This is a genomic window from Marinomonas maritima, assembly GCF_024435075.2.
Classification (GTDB): Bacteria; Pseudomonadota; Gammaproteobacteria; order Pseudomonadales; family Marinomonadaceae; genus Marinomonas; species Marinomonas maritima.
This window is the reverse complement of sequence record NZ_JAMZEG020000002.1, coordinates 1,048,324-1,068,785: the sequence shown is the minus strand read 5'-3', so window position 1 is coordinate 1,068,785 and position 20,462 is coordinate 1,048,324. Positions and strand designations below refer to the sequence as shown.

Sequence of the window (20,462 nt, the reverse complement as noted above, 5' to 3'; positions counted from 1 at the left end):
TCTGACATTCTTCAAAGCTCGAGAATGATCTATAAGGCAGCAGTCCATTCAGGGTTGCTGCCTTAATTATTTCTTATCAAAGGCCAACCTAAACAACACCCTCCCACCAGAAATGAAAGGCAGTGGGTCCATCGACAAAATCACTTAATGAGACAACGTAGGGTGACGATGTTCCCTGGCTTTCCGTCTTCTCTTTTTTTCTGGTGTTATAGGCGTGTAATAAAAAGGGTTAGAATAAAATTAGTTGCAGACGAAAAAGTCAGTATGAACTTCATACTGGCTTAACAATAATAGTCGACGCATTTTAGGAAGAGATATGTTACTTAATGCGGTTTCGCATTAGTCTTTTAAACCAAGACGCTTTTCCTCAACTTCGCGTAAAAGGCGGAAGAGCTTTTTACGATTAGACGTGTTGCTATCTTGTGATGCTTCTTTTTGGGAAAGTCGAATGAGCTGCCTAAGTAACTGAATCTCTTCCAGATTAGGGTTGTCATCTAAATATTGAGACAAGACTTCTTTACTGTTCTCGCCAATGAGCGCATCGCGTTTTATTTCTAGTTGATGAAATAGTTTGTTATAGGCTGCTGATGTTGTATCAAGTAAAGCGACACGTTGTGCTATCGTTTCGTGATCTTCTGTACGCATTACTCGGCCGATGTATTGTAAGTGCCTTCTTTTCGCTTCATTTTGCTTTATGCGTCCAGACTCTTCAATGGCATTTTTTAATGTGTCAGACATTTCAATTTTTTTAAGCTGATTTTTGCTCAGGCTTAATAGCTTTTTACCAACTTCCTGCAAGGCATCCATTTCGCGTTTGACTTGGGATTTGCTTTTAGGGAGTTCGTCGTCATTTTCAAGTTGATCAAAGTCTGTCATGGGAACCTATATTAGAAAAATGGTAGCGAGACCGAGGAAGGAAAGAAACCCAACCACATCGGTCACGGTGGTCAAAATAACACTGCCAGCAAGAGCCGGGTCAATTCCGAATCTTTTCAGCATAATTGGCAGAAGTGTACCAGTGGTAGCGGCAAATAGCAGGTTAATTATGGTTGCGCTCGCAATAATATAGGCAATTTTAATGTTGTCAAACCAAAGCGCGGTTAATGCAGCAATGACGGTCGCCCAAAGGATGCCATTAAGGAGTCCAACTATAATCTCCCTGTTCAAGAGCCATCGGGTGTTTGCGGAGCCTATTTGATTTAGTGCGATACCGCGTATGACAAGTGTTAATACCTGAGATCCGGCAATCCCCCCCATACTGGCGACAATCGGCATGAGTATGGCTAATGCCACGACTTGGTCTAATGTGTTCTGAAAGAGGCCTATGACGTATGAGGCAATAAACGCGGTGATGAGGTTGATCCCAAGCCAAACGGCGCGTCTTTTTGTCGTCTGCATAATGGGGGAGAAGGTGTCTTCATCATCATCAAGGCCTGCCATGCTCAGCATGGAGTGTTCTGCTTCATCTCGGATAACATCTACCACGTCATCGATGGTGATACGACCAAGCAGTTTCTTAGTCGTGCCATCAATGACAGGTGCAGACACAAGGTCCATTTTTTCAAAGAGCTGAGCGACTTCGCTGGCAGGTGTTTCGGCGTGAATAACGGTAAATTCAGTTTCCATGATGTCACGAACGGTGTCGTTGATGTCTGAAACTAAAAGCTTGGTAAGAGGAAGTGTTCCTAACAGTCGGTCTGAGCGGCTGACAACCAGTAAGCTGTCTGTCATGTCTGGTAGTTTTGAATGTCTGCGTAAATAACGAAAAACAATGTCGACAGTGATGTTCGGACGGATGGTGATTGTGTCCGTATTCATCAAACCACCGGCGGAATCTTCCGAATAGCTTAATAATGCTTCCACTCGCATTCTGTCTTGCGAGCTCATGGAAGCTAGAACTTCTGTTACGACTTTTTCTGGTAAGTGTTGTAATAAATCGGCTAAGTCATCACTTTCGAAATGTTCGGATACGGCGATAAGTCGCTCTGTATCCATATTCTTCATGAATTGAACGCCAATATCTTCGCTGAGGTATTGTAGAACCTCGCCTTCATTCTTTGCTTCGATTAGCTCCCAGAGCAATTTACGCTCTTTGGGGGGTGAGGACTCTAATAGTCTGGCAACGTCTTGCGCTGGCAATGCCCCATTAAGTAAATAACGGGTTTGCATTGTGGCGCCGGATTCAAGGGATTCGGTGACCGTTTTAAGGTGATTGAGAGTGGTTTTCTCTGACATTGACATTGTCGGGTTACTCGTCTTCACCAAAACGATTGTTAATTAATTCAACAACGGCTTTGATTGCCTCTTTTTCATCTTCTCCATTGGTTTTGATTCGAATGTTCGTTCCTTTTCCAGCGGCAAGCATCATCATTGCCATAATACTTTTGCCGTCTACATTACGACTGTCTTTTTCTATGGTGATATCACAAGAAAAGCGTGACGTTGTTTCCACTAATTTGCCAGCAGCGCGAGCATGCAAGCCAAGTTTATTTATGATGGTGATGGACTCTTCCTGCATGCTTTACTTCCTATATTAATGAGTCAAAAATATTAAATAGATCTTCGTTGGTTTGAGCGGTTCGTAGCTTGTCGAGCGCTTCAGGCGATTGAGCTAATTCTGCGATTTGGGCCAATGTTGCAAGATGTTGATCGCATTCATTAGGCGGAACGATTAAGGCGAATATAAGATCAACGGCTCTCTTATCAATCGAGTCAAAATCTATCGGAGCTTGTAATGACATCACGACAATGGCGGTATGGTTTGCAGACTCTAGGCGGCAATGAGGTATCGCTATGCCATTGCCTATGCCTGTACTTCCAAGCTTTTCTCGTCCTAATAGGGCGTCATAAACGGCCTCGTTATTGCAATGCAGCCGATTGGATGCAATGTCGGCGATACTTTCTAAAACTCGTTTTTTACTAACAATATCTTGCTTCGCCAAAACGAGCTCAGCTTTTAATAATGATTTCAAGGACATGATGAAATGGTTTCCGTTCAGATCAGTCGTTTTCGTTCATTGGAAGGAGGGATATTCATCGCCTCTCGATATTTGGCAACAGTTCGTCTAGCAACCTGTATGCCTTGGTCAGCCAAAACAGTGGCTAACTTGTTATCACTCAGTGGTTTTTTTGCTGGCTCATCAGCCACAAGTTTCTTAATCATAGCTCGTATTGCAGTAGAAGAACATTCTCCACCTGACGCTGTATTTACATGACTGGAGAAAAAGTACTTCAGTTCAAAAATACCTTTTGGTGTGTGCATGTATTTTTGTGTTGTTACTCTAGAAATGGTTGATTCATGCATGCCAACTTCTTCGGCAACATCATGAAGAACCATCGGTTTCATGGCTTCTTCACCTAATTCAAAGAAATCAATTTGTCGACTTACAATGCAGCTGGCCACTTTTAAGAGTGTTTCGTTGCGACTTTGTAAGCTTTTCATAAACCATTTGGCTTCCTGAAGAGACGTTTTAATGTAGCTTACATCTGCTGCAGTCGTGGCAGCCGTACTCGCCATGGCGGAATAGGTTTCGTTTATTTTGATAGGCGGGAGGGCATCATTATTTAGCTCAACTTGCCATATGCCATTGTGTTTTTTTACGGATACATCAGGAATGACATAATCTGTATCATCAGCATCGATCACTGAGCCCGGACGCGGGTTAAGTTGTTGTATTAAATTAACAACTTCTTTTAGGGCTTCGTCTTTTAGTTTTGTTTTTCGGCTTAATTGTGCAAAATCTCGATTGCCTAGTAATGGTAGATAATGGTCAATGAGATTGTATGTGCTTTTATAAAGAGGGTGATTTTGAAATGCCTCTAGTTGAACAAGCAAGCAGTCCCGCAAATCAATGGAGCAGACGCCAACTGGGTCAAAACGTTGCAGTCTATGCTGTACTGCGATGACTTCTTCCATGTCTAAATCTTCTAATTCAACACAAAGGGACTCCCAAATGTCTTGAGTTGAAATACTTAGATAGCCATCGGTTTGAACGCATTCGATAATAGCGTAAGCAATTTCAATGTCTCGGTCAGAAATATGGGTTAGATTTAATTGCCAGATTAGATGGTCTTGTATACTTTCTGCTGGGGCGTTGCGGCTTTCGAAGTCGCTTTCACCTTCATAGCTATTATGATCGCTCACGGCCGCAGAGTTTTGGTATGTGTCATCCCAGTTGCTGTCAATAGACAGTTCTTCAGGAATGCTTTCTGTCCACTCTGATTCAACACGCGCTTCTTCATTATTGCTATCAACGGTCGCCTCAGGGGCGCTTTTTGACTCAATACTTGCAGGTTGATCGTTTTGAACCTGTTCGTCGTCATCAAGCTCAAGAAGAGGGTTAGATTCAAGAAATTCATGAATTTCTTGCTTCAGGTCCAACGTGGAAAGCTGCAACAAGCGAATGGCTTGTTGTAGCTGTGGTGTCATGGTCAGCTGTTGGCCGAGTTTTAGTTGCAAAGACTGCTTCATAGAGCAACTCTTTTTATTTGAATGAATTGGAACGAGTTATGCATACTACTCCCTTTCTACAGCAATGATAAGGGGTTACAGACGGAAGTCGTCGCCTAGATAGACCTTTTTTACTTGTTCATTGTTGATGACGGTACTGGCATCGCCAGAAGCAATAATATAACCATTGCCAACAATGTAAGCCTTATCACAAATGTCTAGAGTCTCTCTAACATTGTGATCGGTAATTAGGACGCCGATTCCACTTTCTTGAAGGTGCTTAATGATGAGTTTGATGTCGCCGACAGAAATAGGGTCGACGCCTGCGAAAGGTTCATCCAGTAGGATAAACTTAGGGTTCATGGCCAGAGCCCTTGCTATTTCAACACGTCGCCTTTCTCCACCTGATAGCGCCATTCCTAAGTTTTCACGAATGTGGGTAATGTGAAACTCTTCTAATAAGTCTTCGAGTCTGTCTTTTCGTTGGCTTTTTGTTAGCTCTTTACGAGTTTCTAAAATAGCCGTGATGTTGTCTTCGACGGACATTTTTCGAAAAATAGAGGCTTCCTGAGGAAGGTAGCCAATACCTTTTTGGGCGCGAGTGTGCATGGCGTCCTGAGTGATGTCTACGCCATCGATAAATATGCCGCCAGCGTCATTTGCTACCATGCCAACTATCATATAAAAACAGGTGGTTTTGCCAGCCCCGTTTGGACCAAGTAGGCCAACGGCTTGACCTGATTCGACAGCAATAGAAACATCCTTCACTACTTGGCGTTTTTTGTAACTTTTTGCTAAATGTTTCGCTTCAAGTAGGGCCATTTATTTTTTTTCCTCAGGTACTTGTGGTTGTAATGTCATGGATACTCGTCCTGAATCTTTTTTCTCTGCACTGAATGTTCCATCGTTAATCATATAAAGAATGTAATCGGCAGTTATAGAGTTTTTCATTCGGCTTAAGTAGCCGTTACCAGTGATTTCTAGCTTGGACTCAATGGTTGAATAATGAATTTCATTGCCTTTGCTAATGACAATGTTGCCGCTCCAGTCAATTTGTTGACTAAACTTGGCTGGTTGTCCTGTCGCTTCTAAGTTGCTAAATTTTCGAGTTTTCGCGTCTGTTGAAACTTTAAGGTACTGCGCTTGGATTTCAATAGAGCCTTGTTTGACGAAAACATTGCCTTTGTAGATGGCTTCACCAGAGTTTTGGTCAAATGAAGCTTCGTCGGCTTGAATTTCTAATGGCTGCTTTGTGTCATCAGGGAGTGCATACGCATATTGGCAAATACTGGTTGAGATGAACAATATACTGAAGTTAATGAATTGTTTCATATTTTCCTCGTACAGATCCCGTCATAAAGACTTCTTCTGAATTTATATAAGTTGTGATCGTGTTAGCAGAAGTTTCCCCTTGTACGGAGATAAGTGTCGCGTTTCCTTGGCTCGTTAAAGATTGATCTTTATCTAAGTAATGTACGCTGTCTGCAGTAAGCTTTATGTCTTCTGACTGAAGATATTTTTTAGTTGCTCTAGCGTTGTTTGTTAATAGAATATCATTACTTCCGTCATCAATAACCCCCTTATCTGCTTTTGCACTCCAGCTGCCTGATATTGAGTGGCGTTCGACGCTGGGAAACTCTAGTAATGTTTTAGATTTTGTTATGTAGTGAAGTGTTTGTTGTGCATTAAGTGTCTCAATCAGCACGCCATTGATATCGAATTCTTTCACTTTAACTTGGGTGATAAAATAGTCTGGAGAGCTGCTTAGTGAATTCGCCTCAACAAGGTTTTGCTTCGGAGTCGCTCCATACCAGAATAAAGAGGCTACCAGCACTAGTGCAGACCCAATAAAAAGCAAACTATTAAAACGGACAATTTTTTTAAGCATCTGCATTACAACGAGCCGCTTGTGCTAATTACTAGCAAGTAAATGCCATAAGAAGCGATAAGCGGCAATCCTAACCATCTAGGGATTTTGTTGTTTTTTGTCTTCTGGAACAAATAAATAGCAATAGCAAGGGTAACCGTTAAGCCAAGAACCCAAGGGTAATCCCTACTGATAATGCTTTCATCGATCATTCCCGGAGCGATAAGGGCAGGCAAAGGCAGTACTGTGGCAAGGTTGAATATGTTTGAACCTAAAATGTTACCTATTGCAATATCATGATGACCTTTTCGAACACTGCTGACGGACGCTGCCAACTCTGGCAGGCTGGTGCCGATAGCAACAATAGTTAAGCCAATGACTAATTCACTAACGCCAAGAGCGGTTGCAATACCTACGGCTCCCCAAACGAGCAGCTTAGAACTGCCAATTAATATCGCCAACCCGATTAAAGCAATGATGAGAGATTTACCAACGGACGCGCCGTCATCCTCTGGTAGGCCTTCTTTTAATTCACTTTGTAAGTCTTTACTGCCGCGAAGCAGAATGGTCAAAATAATGATAAAGGCAGCGATTAATATGATGCCATCCCATACGCCAAGGTTTTGATCAAAAAGTAGAAAGCCGGTGAGTAGTGTAATAACAAGAACAAGAGGCACTTCTTTAGATGAAAGCCCGGGAGCTATTGGAATCGCTGAAAATAATAAGGTAATACCAAAGACGAGAGCAATGTTGGCGATGTTTGAGCCAAGTACGTTACCAACGGCTATTTCTGGCGCGTTATCAAGAGCAGCAATGGCAGAAACCACCATTTCTGGTGCGGATGTGCCAAAGGCCACTAATGTAATCCCAATGATCATTGGATTTACATTCATTTTCTCTGCGACTAGGGCCGAGTGTTCGATGAATTTATCAGAACTGATAACCAGTAAGATTAACCCTGCGATTAGGGCGGCGGAAAACAGCAACATAACGTCTAAGATACTCACAAATTTTAAGAAGCCCCATTTAATGAGGTTTGGCAATGAAATTCAAGACTTGATATTACAAACAAATTGGATTCTATGGCGTAGTGATTTTATTTGTTGGGGGGCAATGCTAGTATCTAGCAATATTTGATATGGATGGAAAGGTGTGTCAGTGCTAGATGCGTATATAAAAGTCCAAGATGTTCATTTTACGCGCGGAGGGAGGGTCATTTACGAAAATGTCTCCTTGACGATTCCTCGCGGTAAAGTGACGGCGGTAATGGGCCCTAGTGGAACAGGGAAAACGACCTTGTTGCGGTTGATCGCGGCGCAGCTTGCTCCCGATTCAGGGAGTATTTTAGTAGATGGTCAAGATGTTCATCGATTATCGCGCTCCGATTTGTATAAAGCGCGTAAAAAAATGGGGATGCTTTTTCAGAGTGGCGCACTTTTTAGTGACATGTCTGTTTATGAAAACATTGCATTCCCTTTAGAGGAGCACACAAAGCTAGATGCTTACGCTATTAGAGAAGTCGTTGCGCAAAAGCTTCATAGTGTCGGTTTGCGTGGTGCGGCGGGCTTAATGCCTTCTGAATTATCAGGTGGCATGGCGCGTCGCGTCGCGTTAGCTCGTGCTATTGCGCTTGACCCAGAATTAGTGATGTATGACGAACCTTTCACTGGTCAAGATCCTATCTCTAAAGGGGTGCTGGTATCATTGATTCGTGAATTGAACGACTCCGCTAATATTACCTCTGTCGTGGTTTCGCACGATGTGGAAGAGTCCTTGTCGATAGCGGATCATGTTTGTATTCTTGCTGGTGGTCGCGTAATTGCTGAAGGAACCGCTGCGGAGATTCGAGCGTCTGAAGACCCTCAGGTTAAACAGTTTTTAAATGGCGAGCCTGATGGGCCTGTACCTTTTCATTATCCGGAAGATGCCAACAGTATGCTTAATAAAGACGGAGCAGCGCAATGAAAGCAATAATATCCATGGGCGCATGGCTTTTTGATTGGCTTGAAGCGGTTGGGCGAGCTGGCATTTTTTTAATTCAAAGTATTTTTAGAGTGCCGGTGCGTTTTGGTGAATCTATTAATCTACTGGTTAAACAGCTTTACTCTGTTGGTGTTTTGTCTTTGGTGATTATCATCGTCTCGGGTACGTTTATTGGGATGGTGCTGTCACTACAAGGCTACAGTATTTTGGCTAAATTCGGTTCGGAAGAAGCGGTTGGTCAGCTGTTAGCATTATCATTGCTTCGTGAACTCTCGCCAGTTGTGACGGCGCTTTTGTTTGCTGGCCGAGCGGGGTCTTCTTTGACCGCTGAAATAGGTTTGATGAAAGCAACGGAGCAGTTATCCAGCTATGAAATGATGGGTGTAGATCCGCTAAGGCGTGTGATTGCACCACGATTTATAGCGGGCGTTATTTGCTTGCCGCTGTTGAGTTTGATTTTTTCTGCTTCTGGCATCCTTGGTGGGCAGTTGGTTTCGGTTGGCTGGCTGGGAGTTTATGATGGTGCTTTTTGGTCATCGATGCAGCAGTCTGTGCATTTTGATACCGATATTATGAATGGTGTGATTAAAGCGATATGTTTTTCCGTCGTGGTTACTTGGATTGCGGTTTATCAAGGTTATGAGTGTGTTCCCACTTCTGAAGGGATTGGTAAAGCAACGACTCGTACCGTGGTTTTGGGTTCATTGGCTATTTTGGCGTTAGATTTTGTATTGACCGCCGCTATGTTTGGAGATTTTTAGAATGAGAAGTAAGCGCGCAGAGTTATTGGTCGGATGTTTTATTGTATTGGGTGTTGCGGCTCTTGTTTATTTAGCGGTGCAGGTAAGTGGTCTTGCTTTTTCAAGTAAGAAAGATGCGTACCAAGTGGTGGCACGATTTGATGATATTGCTGGATTGACGAGCCGAGCTAAGGTGTCTATTGCTGGCGTTGAAGTGGGTAGTGTTGAGTCCATCGTGTTTGATAAAGAATTGTTTATGGCGTTGGTTACCATGAATATACACTCGGACGTTGATAACATTCCTACTGATAGTTCTATTGCGGTGTTGACCAGCGGGCTATTGGGTGAAAAATATTTAGGTATTTCTATTGGTGCTGATGAAGAAGTGCTTAAAAATGGCAGTGAAATGTATGACACTCAATCTGCGCTGGTATTGGAGACTTTGATTAGTCAGTTTTTGTTTAATAGCGGCGACTCGGAGAAATAATACATGTCTAAGATTTTAACGAGTGTTTTGTGTGTGTTTGCTTTGTTTGGCTCTAGCCTAACATGGTCTAACGCAGATGAGGCAAGAGATGCCGTCATCAACGTCGTTGAGGCGTTTCGCAATGATATTGTCGCTGACAAAGAATTATTGGCTAAAGATCCTTCCTTGCTAGAATCGAGAGTGAATAAGATTTTGGCAAATGTGGTGGACTTTGATGATTTCTCCAAAAAAGTGATGGGGAAGTATTATCGAAGGGCGTCACCTGAGCAGCGTACTCGCTTTGCAAATGTTACCAAGGACACCTTACTAAAAACCTACGGAAGATCGCTGCTCGAACTTGATGCAGATCGAATTAACGTTTTACCTTTGGGTCCTCAAGGTAGAGGAAAAGAAACAAAGGTAGATGTAGATTTTCAAATGGAATCGGGTGGTATGCTCAATATTACTTTTTACATGGAGCAATCTAAATCGGGGAGTTGGCTGTTGAGCAACATTGTGATTAATAATATTAATTTTGGCTTAACATTTCGTAAGCAATTTGCCGTTATGATGGAGCAGAATGGAAATGATATAGAATCTGCTATTTCTGCTTGGAGAGCGTCGTTAGCTAAAGAGTCTTAATTTTATAATTGAGCGCATATTTTGCACAATAAAATCCAAATTCATTCAATGAATTTGGATTTTTTGCATTTTAAGCTTCGTGTATTGTCTATCCCTGAATAAAATCTTAGAAAACAAGTGGTTTTTATTCAGAGATAGACTTAGAAGTATTAAGAAGTTGGCTCTACTAAGGTAGAATAAAGGTAACCAAATAAATTATATCCATTGGAGCGACTGTGAACGCAAGTGAAGTTAAAGCACTTTTAGAATCCTCTATCCCTCATTGCGAAGTCATTGCACAGGGTGAAGGCTGTAATTTTCAAGTGGTTGTGGTTACAAGTGAATTTGAAGGCCTTTCTACAGTTAAGAGGCAGCAACTTGTGTATTCACATCTTCAAGAGTCCATTGCGAGCGGTGCAATTCACGCTGTTACAATGAAGACCTACACGCCAGAACAAAAAAATACGCTATAAAAGCGATTATAAGAGATTAATAATATGGATAAGCTTCTGATTACTGGTGGCACTCGACTTAACGGTGTGGTTCGTGCTTCAGGCGCGAAAAATGCAGCATTGCCAATTTTAGCGGCAACATTGTTGACAAAAGAATTGATCACGATTAAAAACTTGCCTCACTTACATGATATTACCACCATGCTAGAGTTGCTTGGCTCTATGGGTTGCGGTGTTGTTGTCGATGAAAAAATGAGTGTTCAGTTGGATGTGTCGACACTCAATAACTGCGAAGCACCATATGATCTTGTTAAGACGATGCGTGCATCTATTCTTGTTTTAGGCCCATTGGTTAGTCATTTTGGTCGAGCGGTTGTTTCGCTTCCTGGTGGCTGCGCGATTGGTAGTCGACCAGTAGATTTGCATCTTCGTGGCTTGGAAGCTATGGGAGCAAAAATTGCGGTTGAGGGTGGCGATATTGTTGCTAGTGTTGATGGTCGTCTAAAGGGAGCGCGTATTTTCTTTGATAAGGTCACTGTGACGGGGACTGAGAATTTATTAATGGCCGCCACCTTAGCTGATGGTCAGACTATTTTAGAGAACTCAGCGCGCGAACCTGAAGTGGTTGATTTGGCTGAATGTCTGATCTCTATGGGTGCGAAGATCACCGGCCATGGCACAGATACGATTATCATTGATGGCGTAGAGGCTTTGCATGGCACGACTTACCCTGTTATGCCTGATCGTATTGAAACAGGTACTTTCTTGGTTGCAGCTGCAATCACTGGCGGTAAAGTGAAAGTTGTTGATACCAATGTAAAATCGCTTGAAGCGGTACTTTCTAAGTTAGAAGAAGCCGGTGCAAAAGTGACTTGCGGGGACGATTGGATTGAAGTGGATATGGAAGGGCGTCGTCCAGAAGCTGTAAATATTAGCACTGCACCATACCCTGCATTCCCGACAGACATGCAAGCGCAGTTTGTTGCTTTGAATTCAATCGCGAACGGTGTTGGGCGAGTGATTGAAAATATTTTTGAAAACCGCTTTATGCACGTAGACGAAATGCTTCGCATGGGAGCTGACATCGAAGTGACAGGGAATACGGCTATTGTTCGTGGCATCGAACGTTTGAAAGGTGCGCCAGTAATGGCAACAGATCTACGTGCGTCTGCAAGTTTGGTGCTTTCTGCGTTAGTGGCAGAAGGCGATACGAAGATAGATCGCATCTATCACATCGATCGTGGTTATGAGTGTATTGAAGAGAAATTCGGTTCATTGGGTGCGAAAATTTCACGGGTTTTAAATTAATATGAGTAGAACTTTGACGATTGCGCTATCGAAAGGGCGCATTCTTGGTGAGACTTTACCGCTTTTAGAAAAAGCCAATATTGTTCCAGTTGAAGACATTAGCAAAAGTCGAAAGCTGATTTTCGACACCAACCATGAGCATATCAAGTTGGTGATTTTGCGCGCGACAGATGTTCCGACTTATGTTGATCATGGTGTGGCGGATTTTGGTGTCGCAGGCAAAGACGTTTTGATGGAAGCATCGACGAAAAACCTTTACGAACTGCTGGATCTGAAAATTGCAAAATGTCGCTTGATGACGGCCGGTGTTGTTGGGCAGCCTTTGCCAAATAGACGCTTAAAAGTGGCTTCTAAATTTATAAAAACCGCCAAAGCGTATTTTGCTGAGCAGGGTATTCAGGCTGATGTCATCAAGCTATATGGTGCGATGGAGCTTGCGCCTATTATGGGCTTAGCAGATCTCATTGTTGATATTGTTGATACAGGTAATACCTTAAAAGCAAATGGTCTTGAAGCGCGAGAGTTAATCGCACCGATCAGTACACGTTTGGTGGTGAATAAAGCCGCTTATAAAACAAAGTACTCTGAAATTGAGCCGATCTTAGAAATGATAAGGTGTGCGGTTGAAGACAGCGAGGGTAAATAATTGAACCTTACTATACGAGAATTTTCGTCAAGCTCTGATGATTTTCGTTCAGAGTTAGACTCGCTACTTGCGTGGGACTCCGTGTCCGATGCGCGAGTGCAGAAAACAGTGGCGGACATTGTTGAGCAAGTTCGTTTGAAAGGTGATGATGCGGTTATTGAGTTCACTAATCGCTTTGATCGTCGTCACGTGGTTTCCTCATCTGAACTGGAAATATCGCGTGAAGAGCTTGCTCTTGCTAAAGGTCGGGTCAGCCCTGAGTTAGTCGCTAGTCTAGAGGCGGCGGCAAAGCGAGTTTATGATTACCATGAGCGTCAAAAACAGCCTTCTTGGCAGTATCAAGAAGAGAGTGGCACGATACTAGGTCAAAAAGTTACGCCTTTGGATCGGGTTGGTGTTTATGTGCCCGGTGGCAAAGCGGCTTATCCCTCTTCTGTGTTGATGAATGTTATGCCAGCTAAAGTGGCGGGTGTTGGTGAAATTATCATGGTGGTGCCAACGCCGGATGGTTTTGTAAATGACATTGTCTTGGCGGCTGCTTATATTGCGGGTGTCGATCGTGTTTTCACGATCGGTGGTGCTCAGGCGGTTGCTGCTTTGGCATATGGTACCGAGACAGTTCCTAAGGTGGATAAAATTGTTGGTCCGGGTAATATTTATGTAGCAACGGCTAAGAAAATGGTTTTTGGCGTTGTTGGCATCGATATGATTGCTGGTCCTTCTGAAATCTTAGTTGTGTGCGATGGAAAGACAGATCCTGATTGGATTGCGATGGATTTATTCTCTCAGGCTGAACATGATGAAGATGCCCAATCTATTTTAATTTCTCCAGATTTGGTTTTCATACAAAATGTAAAAACCGCGATGGAGCGCTTGATCGATACTCAGAGCCGTAAGGATATTATCAAGGCTTCTCTAGAGGGGCGGGGTGCGTTTATTCATGTTAAAGACATGGATGAAGCCATGGATATTGCGAACATTGTTGCGGCTGAACATCTTGAGTTATCAATTGATGAGCCAGAGAAATGGGTTGAAAAAATTCGTCACGCTGGGGCGATTTTTATGGGCAGACATACGCCTGAGGCTTTAGGTGACTATTGTGCTGGGCCGAATCATGTTTTGCCTACGTCCGGTACGGCAAGGTTTTCATCTCCACTGGGTGTTTATGATTTCCAAAAACGCAGTTCGTTAATTTACTGCTCACCTGAAGGGGCGAGTGAGTTGGCGAAAATTGCTTCTCCGTTGGCCCGCGGTGAGTCTTTAGAGGCTCATGCTATGTCAGCAGAATACCGAATTTTGAAGGACTCTTAATCGTGAAAAATACGTCTCACCCTGCCGCTCTTTATAAATTAAGGAAGGTGACGCGTATTTTGGCGCTGATTATCTTGCTTTTGGTTATAGGCGGGTTTTTTATGCCGACAGACTATCGCGTAGAACGGAGTGTGCTTATTGACGCACCTCGTGATGAAATATACAACGACCTGTTTCACGGCGATAGTTTACCAAACTGGATGTTCATTCAAAAAGGTAAAGTGGATCCATTTGAAGGCGCTTTAGAGGAAGGGGATTCAGTTGCATTGTCGTACGACGAAGTGCCGGAGCAAGGTGTTTTGTCTGTGATTGAGCTATCCGAAAAGCGTATACGCTTCGATGTTCGTCCCAAACCTAAAGTTAATATTGTGCATAACGTAATAACGTTGCAATCAAGCAATGAGTCGACACTTGTGACGTGGACCATTGAAGGAAATCTTAGTGCGGGCTTGTTAAGCCCTTATCTTGCTATGTTTGCAAATAATATTGCGGGTAATAACTTTGAGCGAAGTTTGCAGAACCTTAAAGAGCAGGTTGAGCTTCAGCGTTAGGGTTGATGCTAATAATTAATACGCTGCATCGTGGGTTGTTTTTCTAGCATGATATCTGTCTGGTAGGATTGCTGCCCTCGAATGCCAACAAGAGAAATGTTGGTACCAGGTTTTAGCGACGCGATAAGTCGCCTGACTTGAAACGGATCTTTACTCGGGTTGTTGTTGATTTCAAGTATTATATCTCCCACTTCTATGCCGGCTTTTTCTGCTGGGCTTTCCTTTGTAATGTCGTTAACAAGTAATCCGTGGTTTGATGGCAGTGATAAGTTATTCGCCAATGACTTTGTGATTTTTTGAGCGTCCATCCCTAAATATCCTCGCACTACTTCTCCGTTATTAATAATGGCTGTCATCACATCAAGTGCGTCATCGACTGGTGTTGCAAACCCTATTCCTTGTGAGCCTCCCGTACTTGAGTAAATTGCAGAGCTTATGCCAATAAGTTCACCTTTAAGGTTGACTAAAGCGCCGCCAGAATTGCCTGGGTTTATGGCTGCGTCGGTTTGTAGGAAGTTTTCGTAAGTATTAAGACCTATGCTGTTTCGGCCTTTGGCGCTAATGATGCCGGCTGTGACGGTTTGACCTATTCCAAATGGATTACCTATTGCCAGTATACGATCCCCAATAGAGACTTTATTGCTGTTGCCCATTCTAATGTTGGGCAAATCAGGTAGATTTATTTTTAAAACGGCTAGATCGGTTGATGGATCCGAGCCGATGAGTTTTGCTTCGGTACGTCTGCCATCGTTAAGGGCAATGACGATACTCTGTGCATTTTGAATAACGTGATGGTTGGTGAGTATAAAGCCATCTTTTGTAGCGATGACGCCGGAACCTAAATTAATGCTGTGTTTGGATTCTTTTTGGTTGCTTAGTGTTATTTTTTGGGCGACTTGGGTGTAAATATTAACAACAGAGGGTGTCGCTACTTTTACTGGTATGGAGTAGCTCGAATTGGACGTATTTTGCTTCTCTTGTATAAGTAATACAGCTAGGCCTATGCAAGTGCCTGCGAGAACGGAGATAATGATGGGTGTACAATAGTTTTTTCGGATCATAAGGCTTAGGGAGTTGTTGTGCTACGTAGTGAATTTGAGTTGTTACTTAATCAGACGTTGAGTCCAAATCGTTTTAAAGATTATGCGCCCAATGGTTTGCAGGTGGAAGGAAAAAAAGAAATCAGTCGTGTTGTTACTGGTGTAACGGCTTGTCAGGCGCTTATTGATGCGGCGATTGAGTATAAGGCCGACGCAATCTTTGTCCACCATGGCTATTTTTGGAAAAATGAAACTCCTCAGATTGTTGGAATGAAATATCGTCGCATTTCAGCGTTGATTAAACATGACATCAATTTATATGGTTATCACCTACCACTAGACGCGCATCCTGTATTAGGTAACAACGCAGGGTTGGCTGATGCCATTGGTCTCTTAAATAGAGCTGGATTGCAGTCAGGTGTTGCAATCGAGGAGTCCATTGGAATTGTTGGTGAGTTAAGTGAGCCAGTGTCCATTAGTGTTTTTCGGTCTATGGTAGAAAAAGCGGTCGAGCGAGACGTGCTGTTTGAGTGTGTTGGCGATAGAAAGATCCACCGAGTGGCACTTTGCACTGGTGGTGCTCAGGGGTATATAGAGCAGGCAGTCGATGTTGGTGCGGATGTGTATATCACTGGAGAGGTATCTGAGCAAACAATTCACATTGCGCGTGAGATGGGGATTCATTTTATTGCGGCGGGTCATCATGCAACCGAGCGCTTTGGCGCTAAATCCATGGCGGCATTTTTATCGGAAGAGTGTGGTCTAGATGCGGTATTTATTGATATAGACAACCCTGCTTAATTGAAGGGGTTGAAAGAGCTAAATGGGCTGTAAAGACATAAAAAAACGGGCAGTTTTAAAGCCCGTTTTTTAATTAAACAGTACGTTTAGGTTCTAAATCGGTATGTCTATCATCTAGGCCAAAGTTTTCGCTAAGCATGCCTGGTTGCTTATCATTTTTTAGAGCATAGTCTCTTGGTGGCTCAGTTACTGGAGGGGCGTCAGGAGTCTGAGCGTTGCTGATGATTGAACTACTTTCTATTTTGATATTGCTAGATTGACTCGCATTATCAGCAAGGCAATTTCTTAGATCCGCCAAACGTTTCTCAACAGCTATTAGGTGTTCGTTGCTGTCCGAAAAGAAGTTATCAATAATGACTTGCTTGCTGTCTAGCTCTTGTTGTAGTGATTTCATAGTGATGATGCTTGAGCTTGAGTAAGCCTGTTTGTTATTTCTTGCTTTGTAGCTTTTGAGAGCTAATGTGACGACGCAGCCAATAATAATGCCGGTAATAAAGATGATGATATTGAATTCTTCTAAGTTCATGACTTTCTCCAAAAAACAGATAATCCATTATAGCGAAATCGTCCCTACGATAACAGCTTGATAGGTGTTGTTTAAGATGCAATTTGTTAGAATAGTCAGAATTCACTTATTCGAACAAAAGAGCGACGATGACCCCCATTACGCGTTACAAGCAAGATTTAACAAGAGCAGACTTTAACTACGATCCGGCTCAGGAAGAGGCGGTAGAAGCGCTTCAGGATTTATTCGATCGTTTGGTGGCAAATCAGGGAGGTCAGTCTTCAAATGGTTTTTTTGATCGGTTTCGAAAAAAGAAAGTACCGACTGTAGAGCAAGGTTTGTATTTTTGGGGTGGTGTGGGTCGGGGTAAGACCTATCTAATGGATACATTCTTCGACTGTTTGCCAATGGAAAAGAAAATGCGTCTGCATTTTCATCGGTTTATGCAAATGGTCCACCAAGAAATGCGCAAGCTTCATAACGTGAAAAACCCGCTTGAAATAGTGGGTAAAGATATTTCTTCTAAGGCGAAAGTGTTGTGTTTTGACGAGTTTTTCGTCACGGATATTACCGATGCTATGATTTTAGCGGGCTTGCTTGAGGTGCTGTTTGAAAACGGAACAACGTTGGTTGCAACTTCTAATATTGAGCCTAATGGCTTGTATAAAAATGGTTTGCAGCGTGCTCGTTTTTTGCCCGCGATTGCTTTAGTTAATAAACATACCAAGGTGATGAATGTGGACGGTGGTATAGATTATCGTCTTAGAACGTTAAAACAGGCGAAGTTATATTATTACCCATTAAGTGACGCAGCCAATATTGAGTTGAATAATCGATTTTTGAGTCTAATATCAGATGCATCTCATGTTGTTGAAGGTGGTGCTGTTGAAATAGAGGGGCGTGATATTCCATTGGTTCGCAGTTGTGAAGATCTTGCTTGGTTTGATATTAAGGGGTTATGCGATGGGCCAAGAAGCCAGGTTGATTACATCGAGATAGCTCGCCTCTATACCACAATTATTATTTCTAATCTGCCGCAAATGGATGCTTCACGGGATGATTTAGCAAGGCGCTTTATTAACCTGGTAGATGAGTTTTATGATCGTCATGTGAAGGTTATTATTTCGGCTGAAGTGTCGATTCCAGATATCTATACAGGCACGCGTTTAGCGTTCGAATATGACCGCACAGTGAGTCGATTGTTGGAAATGCAATCTGAAGAATATTTGTCTTTAGAGCACCGTCCATAAGCATATCTGCCTTTCTTATTTTGTTGCGTTGGTATATACTTCGCTCGCCTTTTTAAAGGTAAGTGTACGTTAATTAATTGTGCAAATAATTAATTAACCAATAATAATAGGTATTGCGTGTCATTGAACACGCGTATTGAAAGGGTTTTTTGATGAAAACTTTTACAGCTAAACCTGCTGAAGTTCGCCGCGACTGGTTCGTGGTTGATGCTGAAGGCAAAACTCTAGGCCGCTTGGCTACTGAAATTGCTCGCCGTTTACGTGGTAAGCATAAAGCTGAATACACTCCGCATGTTGATACTGGCGATTACATCGTTGTTGTTAACGCTGAGAAAGTTCATGTTACAGGTAATAAAGCAGCTGCAAAACAATACTACCGCCATACTGGTTACCCAGGCGGCTTGCGTTCTATGAATTTCGAGAAGCTGATTGATCATGCTCCAGAGCGTGTTCTTGAACTTGCCGTTAAAGGTATGTTGCCAAAAGGTCCATTGGGCCGTGCAATGCACAAGAAAATGAAAGTATACGCTGGTACTGAGCATCCACATGCTGCTCAACAGCCTCAAACACTTAACATTTAATACGGAAGATCATTATGTCAGCTACTCAATACTACGGTACAGGTCGTCGTAAAACGTCTACCGCTCGTGTGTTCCTTAAGGCCGGTTCTGGTAACTTGGTTATCAATAACCGTACACTTTCTCAGTACTTTGGTCGTGAAACAGCTCAGATGGTTGTTCGTCAACCTCTTGAACTTGTTGGCGCTACTGAAAAATTTGACGTTTACATCACTGTTAAAGGTGGTGGTATCTCTGGTCAAGCTGGTGCGATCCGTCATGGTATCACACGTGCTTTGATGCAATATGATGAGACTCTACGTCGTACTCTACGTTCTGCAGGTTTCGTTACTCGTGACTCGCGTGAAGTTGAACGTAAGAAAGTTGGTCTACGCAAAGCACGTCGTCGTCCTCAGTTCTCTAAGCGTTAATTTTCGCTTTCAGAATACTATTAAAGCGCTTGGTGATTTTTCATCAAGCGTTTTTTTTGCTTTGTATTATTTTTCTGCTTTTTTTATTCAAAAAAAAAGAGAATTTCTCTATTCGTGTATCAAAGTAAGTATTCAGAGAAAATTTTAAGTCAAATCATGTTAGAATGTTTCGCTATTAAGGCTGTAATCAACTACATGAATAACTAGCATGAATTTGATATTGGTTTGATGTTTCTGTTGGGTCACTTTTTATTCTTCGTCGACTCAGTTGAAAGCTAAAAGAATTTCGATATCGAAGTGATTAAGCTATGACTTCGATATTATTTTATAGTTTGTCTCCGATTAAGGGGACTTGGATGTTTTCAAAATAGGGGTTAGACATGGGTGTTATTGCTAAGCGCTCCTCAATGACGTTCTTCTCTGATGGAGAGGATCATTATAGCCATAGAGTGCGTATTGTATTGGCAGAAAAAGCTGTCACAGTAGACATTATTGATGTGGACTCATTTAACAAGCCAGACGAATTGGCTGATGTTAATCCATACAATGAATTGCCGGCCTTGGTTGATCGTGATTTGGTTCTTTATGAGCCAAATGTCATGATGGAATACTTGGATGAGCGTTTTCCGCATCCACCATTATTGCCTGTTTACCCTGTTGCTCGTGCAGAAAGCCGTTTGTATATGTATCGCATTCAACGCGATTGGGCGAAATTAGTTGACTTGATTCTTTCTAGTAAAGATAAAGCGGCGGTTGCTCAAGCTCAAAAAGAACTGCGTGAAGGGCTGGTAAGTGTTTCTCCTATTTTTGAGGAAAAGCCTTACTTTATGAGCGACGACTTTACGATTGTTGACTGTTGCTTGGCTCCTATTTTATGGCGCCTACCTTCATTGGGTGTAGAAATACCTAAAGAGCAAGCAAGAGCGTTGTACAAATATATGGATCTTGTTTTTGCGCGTGAGTCTTTCCAAGAAAGCCTTTCTGAAGCTGAACAAGAAATGCGTTTAGACTAAGCTGAGGCTTTTGCTCTCGGTTATGTTAGATAGCAAAAGAGGAGCTTATGGCTCCTTTTTTTTGCAAAATATTAAGTAGGAGAGACTATGTTACCCAAACGATCTTATTTATTAAATGCCGCTTACACTTGGGTTGCTGATAATGATATGACGCCTTATCTCTTGGTGGATGCAGAGCAAAAAGATGTAGTGATACCAACAGAATTTGTTAAAGATGGTCAGATAGTGCTGAACATCGGCATGTCTGCGGTGCGTCATTTAATTATGGACAAAGAAGCGGTATCTTTTGAGGCGCGCTTTAGTGGTAAGCCAATGCAGGTTTATGTGCCGATACGAGCGGCGCTTGCCTTGTACGCTAAAGAGAATGGCGATGGCTTTGTATTCCCTGATGAGGAATTTACTGATGAGCCTACCCCTCCTACACCACCAGTGCCTAAAAAAGGTTTTAAGTTGAAGGTTGTGAAGTAGAA

At 42.6% G+C, this 20,462-nt stretch carries 26 protein-coding genes; 15 read left to right on the top strand and 11 right to left on the bottom strand.

Annotated elements, in window-relative coordinates:
- Positions 1–339 precede the first annotated feature (339 nt).
- The 9 genes from yjgA to M3I01_RS11055 form a co-directional block, all read right to left on the bottom strand.
- On the bottom strand, positions 340–876 hold the full coding sequence (gene yjgA / locus M3I01_RS11095) for a ribosome biogenesis factor YjgA (RefSeq protein ID WP_255895939.1): 537 nt from the start codon (positions 874–876) through the stop codon (positions 340–342).
- A 6-nt stretch (positions 877–882) separates the two neighbouring features.
- On the bottom strand, positions 883–2,235 hold the full coding sequence (mgtE, locus tag M3I01_RS11090) for a magnesium transporter (RefSeq protein ID WP_275565098.1): 1,353 nt from the start codon (positions 2,233–2,235) through the stop codon (positions 883–885).
- Between the two features lie 13 nt (positions 2,236–2,248).
- Positions 2,249–2,518 (bottom strand): HPr family phosphocarrier protein, encoded by a 270-nt coding sequence (locus tag M3I01_RS11085; RefSeq protein WP_255895938.1) that lies wholly within the window; start codon positions 2,516–2,518, stop codon positions 2,249–2,251.
- Positions 2,519–2,528: 10 nt separating this feature from the next.
- The gene (gene ptsN, locus M3I01_RS11080) at positions 2,529–2,978 is read right to left on the bottom strand and encodes a PTS IIA-like nitrogen regulatory protein PtsN (protein ID WP_255895937.1); all 450 of its coding nucleotides are present in this window, start codon (positions 2,976–2,978) and stop codon (positions 2,529–2,531) included.
- A gap of 17 nt (positions 2,979–2,995) precedes the next feature.
- Positions 2,996–4,471: an RNA polymerase factor sigma-54 gene (locus M3I01_RS11075; RefSeq protein ID WP_255895936.1), complete on the bottom strand. Its 1,476-nt coding sequence runs from the start codon at positions 4,469–4,471 to the stop codon at positions 2,996–2,998.
- Between the two features lie 75 nt (positions 4,472–4,546).
- On the bottom strand, positions 4,547–5,272 hold the full coding sequence (gene lptB, locus M3I01_RS11070; protein ID WP_255895935.1) for an LPS export ABC transporter ATP-binding protein: 726 nt from the start codon (positions 5,270–5,272) through the stop codon (positions 4,547–4,549).
- The gene (gene lptA, locus M3I01_RS11065) at positions 5,273–5,782 is read right to left on the bottom strand and encodes a lipopolysaccharide transport periplasmic protein LptA (RefSeq protein ID WP_255895934.1); all 510 of its coding nucleotides are present in this window, start codon (positions 5,780–5,782) and stop codon (positions 5,273–5,275) included. It lies immediately after the preceding gene.
- Positions 5,766–6,344, bottom strand: coding sequence for an LPS export ABC transporter periplasmic protein LptC (gene lptC, locus M3I01_RS11060; RefSeq protein ID WP_255895933.1), 579 nt, complete (start codon positions 6,342–6,344; stop codon positions 5,766–5,768). Before lptC ends, lptA begins: the two co-directional genes overlap by 17 nt.
- The gene (locus M3I01_RS11055) at positions 6,344–7,324 is read right to left on the bottom strand and encodes a calcium/sodium antiporter (protein ID WP_317133923.1); all 981 of its coding nucleotides are present in this window, start codon (positions 7,322–7,324) and stop codon (positions 6,344–6,346) included. Before M3I01_RS11055 ends, lptC begins: the two co-directional genes overlap by 1 nt.
- A gap of 151 nt (positions 7,325–7,475) precedes the next feature.
- On the opposite strand from M3I01_RS11055, the gene M3I01_RS11050 reads away from it, so the two are divergent.
- From M3I01_RS11050 to M3I01_RS11010, 9 genes are all read left to right on the top strand, one after another.
- Complete coding sequence (locus M3I01_RS11050; RefSeq protein WP_255895932.1) at positions 7,476–8,282, top strand: ABC transporter ATP-binding protein; 807 nt, start codon at positions 7,476–7,478, stop codon at positions 8,280–8,282.
- Positions 8,279–9,061 (top strand): lipid asymmetry maintenance ABC transporter permease subunit MlaE, encoded by a 783-nt coding sequence (gene mlaE, locus M3I01_RS11045; RefSeq protein WP_255895931.1) that lies wholly within the window; start codon positions 8,279–8,281, stop codon positions 9,059–9,061. Before M3I01_RS11050 ends, mlaE begins: the two co-directional genes overlap by 4 nt.
- Position 9,062: 1 nt before the next feature.
- The gene (mlaD, locus tag M3I01_RS11040) at positions 9,063–9,527 is read left to right on the top strand and encodes an outer membrane lipid asymmetry maintenance protein MlaD (RefSeq protein ID WP_255895930.1); all 465 of its coding nucleotides are present in this window, start codon (positions 9,063–9,065) and stop codon (positions 9,525–9,527) included.
- A gap of 3 nt (positions 9,528–9,530) precedes the next feature.
- Positions 9,531–10,148 carry an MlaC/ttg2D family ABC transporter substrate-binding protein gene (locus tag M3I01_RS11035; RefSeq protein WP_255895929.1) on the top strand — a complete coding sequence of 206 codons (618 nt, stop codon included), beginning with the start codon at positions 9,531–9,533 and terminating at the stop codon, positions 10,146–10,148.
- 215 nt (positions 10,149–10,363) lie between these two features.
- The gene (locus tag M3I01_RS11030; protein ID WP_255895928.1) at positions 10,364–10,600 is read left to right on the top strand and encodes a BolA family protein; all 237 of its coding nucleotides are present in this window, start codon (positions 10,364–10,366) and stop codon (positions 10,598–10,600) included.
- 24 nt (positions 10,601–10,624) lie between these two features.
- On the top strand, positions 10,625–11,887 hold the full coding sequence (gene murA / locus M3I01_RS11025; RefSeq protein WP_255895927.1) for a UDP-N-acetylglucosamine 1-carboxyvinyltransferase: 1,263 nt from the start codon (positions 10,625–10,627) through the stop codon (positions 11,885–11,887).
- Between the two features lies 1 nt (position 11,888).
- On the top strand, positions 11,889–12,533 hold the full coding sequence (hisG, locus tag M3I01_RS11020; RefSeq protein ID WP_255895926.1) for an ATP phosphoribosyltransferase: 645 nt from the start codon (positions 11,889–11,891) through the stop codon (positions 12,531–12,533).
- Positions 12,534–13,844 carry a histidinol dehydrogenase gene (gene hisD, locus M3I01_RS11015; RefSeq protein WP_255895925.1) on the top strand — a complete coding sequence of 437 codons (1,311 nt, stop codon included), beginning with the start codon at positions 12,534–12,536 and terminating at the stop codon, positions 13,842–13,844. It begins immediately after the preceding gene.
- A 2-nt stretch (positions 13,845–13,846) separates the two neighbouring features.
- Positions 13,847–14,395 carry an SRPBCC family protein gene (locus tag M3I01_RS11010; protein WP_255895924.1) on the top strand — a complete coding sequence of 183 codons (549 nt, stop codon included), beginning with the start codon at positions 13,847–13,849 and terminating at the stop codon, positions 14,393–14,395.
- Positions 14,396–14,403: 8 nt separating this feature from the next.
- On the opposite strand, the gene M3I01_RS11005 is transcribed toward M3I01_RS11010, so the two are convergent.
- A complete protein-coding gene (locus M3I01_RS11005; RefSeq protein ID WP_255895923.1) occupies positions 14,404–15,456 on the bottom strand; it encodes a S1C family serine protease in 1,053 nt (350 codons plus the stop codon).
- A gap of 18 nt (positions 15,457–15,474) precedes the next feature.
- Here M3I01_RS11005 and M3I01_RS11000 point away from each other — a divergent pair, with 18 nt between their 5' ends.
- On the top strand, positions 15,475–16,236 hold the full coding sequence (locus tag M3I01_RS11000; protein ID WP_255895922.1) for a Nif3-like dinuclear metal center hexameric protein: 762 nt from the start codon (positions 15,475–15,477) through the stop codon (positions 16,234–16,236).
- 73 nt (positions 16,237–16,309) lie between these two features.
- Here M3I01_RS11000 and M3I01_RS10995 read toward each other — a convergent pair whose 3' ends face one another.
- Positions 16,310–16,762: a DUF1043 domain-containing protein gene (locus M3I01_RS10995; protein WP_255895921.1), complete on the bottom strand. Its 453-nt coding sequence runs from the start codon at positions 16,760–16,762 to the stop codon at positions 16,310–16,312.
- A 128-nt stretch (positions 16,763–16,890) separates the two neighbouring features.
- On the opposite strand from M3I01_RS10995, the gene zapE reads away from it, so the two are divergent.
- The 5 genes from zapE to M3I01_RS10970 all read left to right on the top strand — a co-directional run bounded on the left by zapE (position 16,891) and on the right by M3I01_RS10970 (position 20,460).
- Positions 16,891–17,991 carry a cell division protein ZapE gene (gene zapE, locus M3I01_RS10990; RefSeq protein WP_255895920.1) on the top strand — a complete coding sequence of 367 codons (1,101 nt, stop codon included), beginning with the start codon at positions 16,891–16,893 and terminating at the stop codon, positions 17,989–17,991.
- A gap of 152 nt (positions 17,992–18,143) precedes the next feature.
- Entirely contained in the window at positions 18,144–18,572 is a 429-nt protein-coding gene (rplM, locus tag M3I01_RS10985; RefSeq protein ID WP_024023081.1) for a 50S ribosomal protein L13, read from the top strand.
- Positions 18,573–18,586: 14 nt separating this feature from the next.
- Positions 18,587–18,979: a 30S ribosomal protein S9 gene (rpsI, locus tag M3I01_RS10980; protein ID WP_072839866.1), complete on the top strand. Its 393-nt coding sequence runs from the start codon at positions 18,587–18,589 to the stop codon at positions 18,977–18,979.
- Positions 18,980–19,359: 380 nt separating this feature from the next.
- On the top strand, positions 19,360–19,992 hold the full coding sequence (locus tag M3I01_RS10975; RefSeq protein ID WP_255895919.1) for a glutathione S-transferase N-terminal domain-containing protein: 633 nt from the start codon (positions 19,360–19,362) through the stop codon (positions 19,990–19,992).
- An 87-nt stretch (positions 19,993–20,079) separates the two neighbouring features.
- The gene (locus M3I01_RS10970; protein WP_255895918.1) at positions 20,080–20,460 is read left to right on the top strand and encodes a ClpXP protease specificity-enhancing factor; all 381 of its coding nucleotides are present in this window, start codon (positions 20,080–20,082) and stop codon (positions 20,458–20,460) included.
- Positions 20,461–20,462 lie beyond the last annotated feature (2 nt).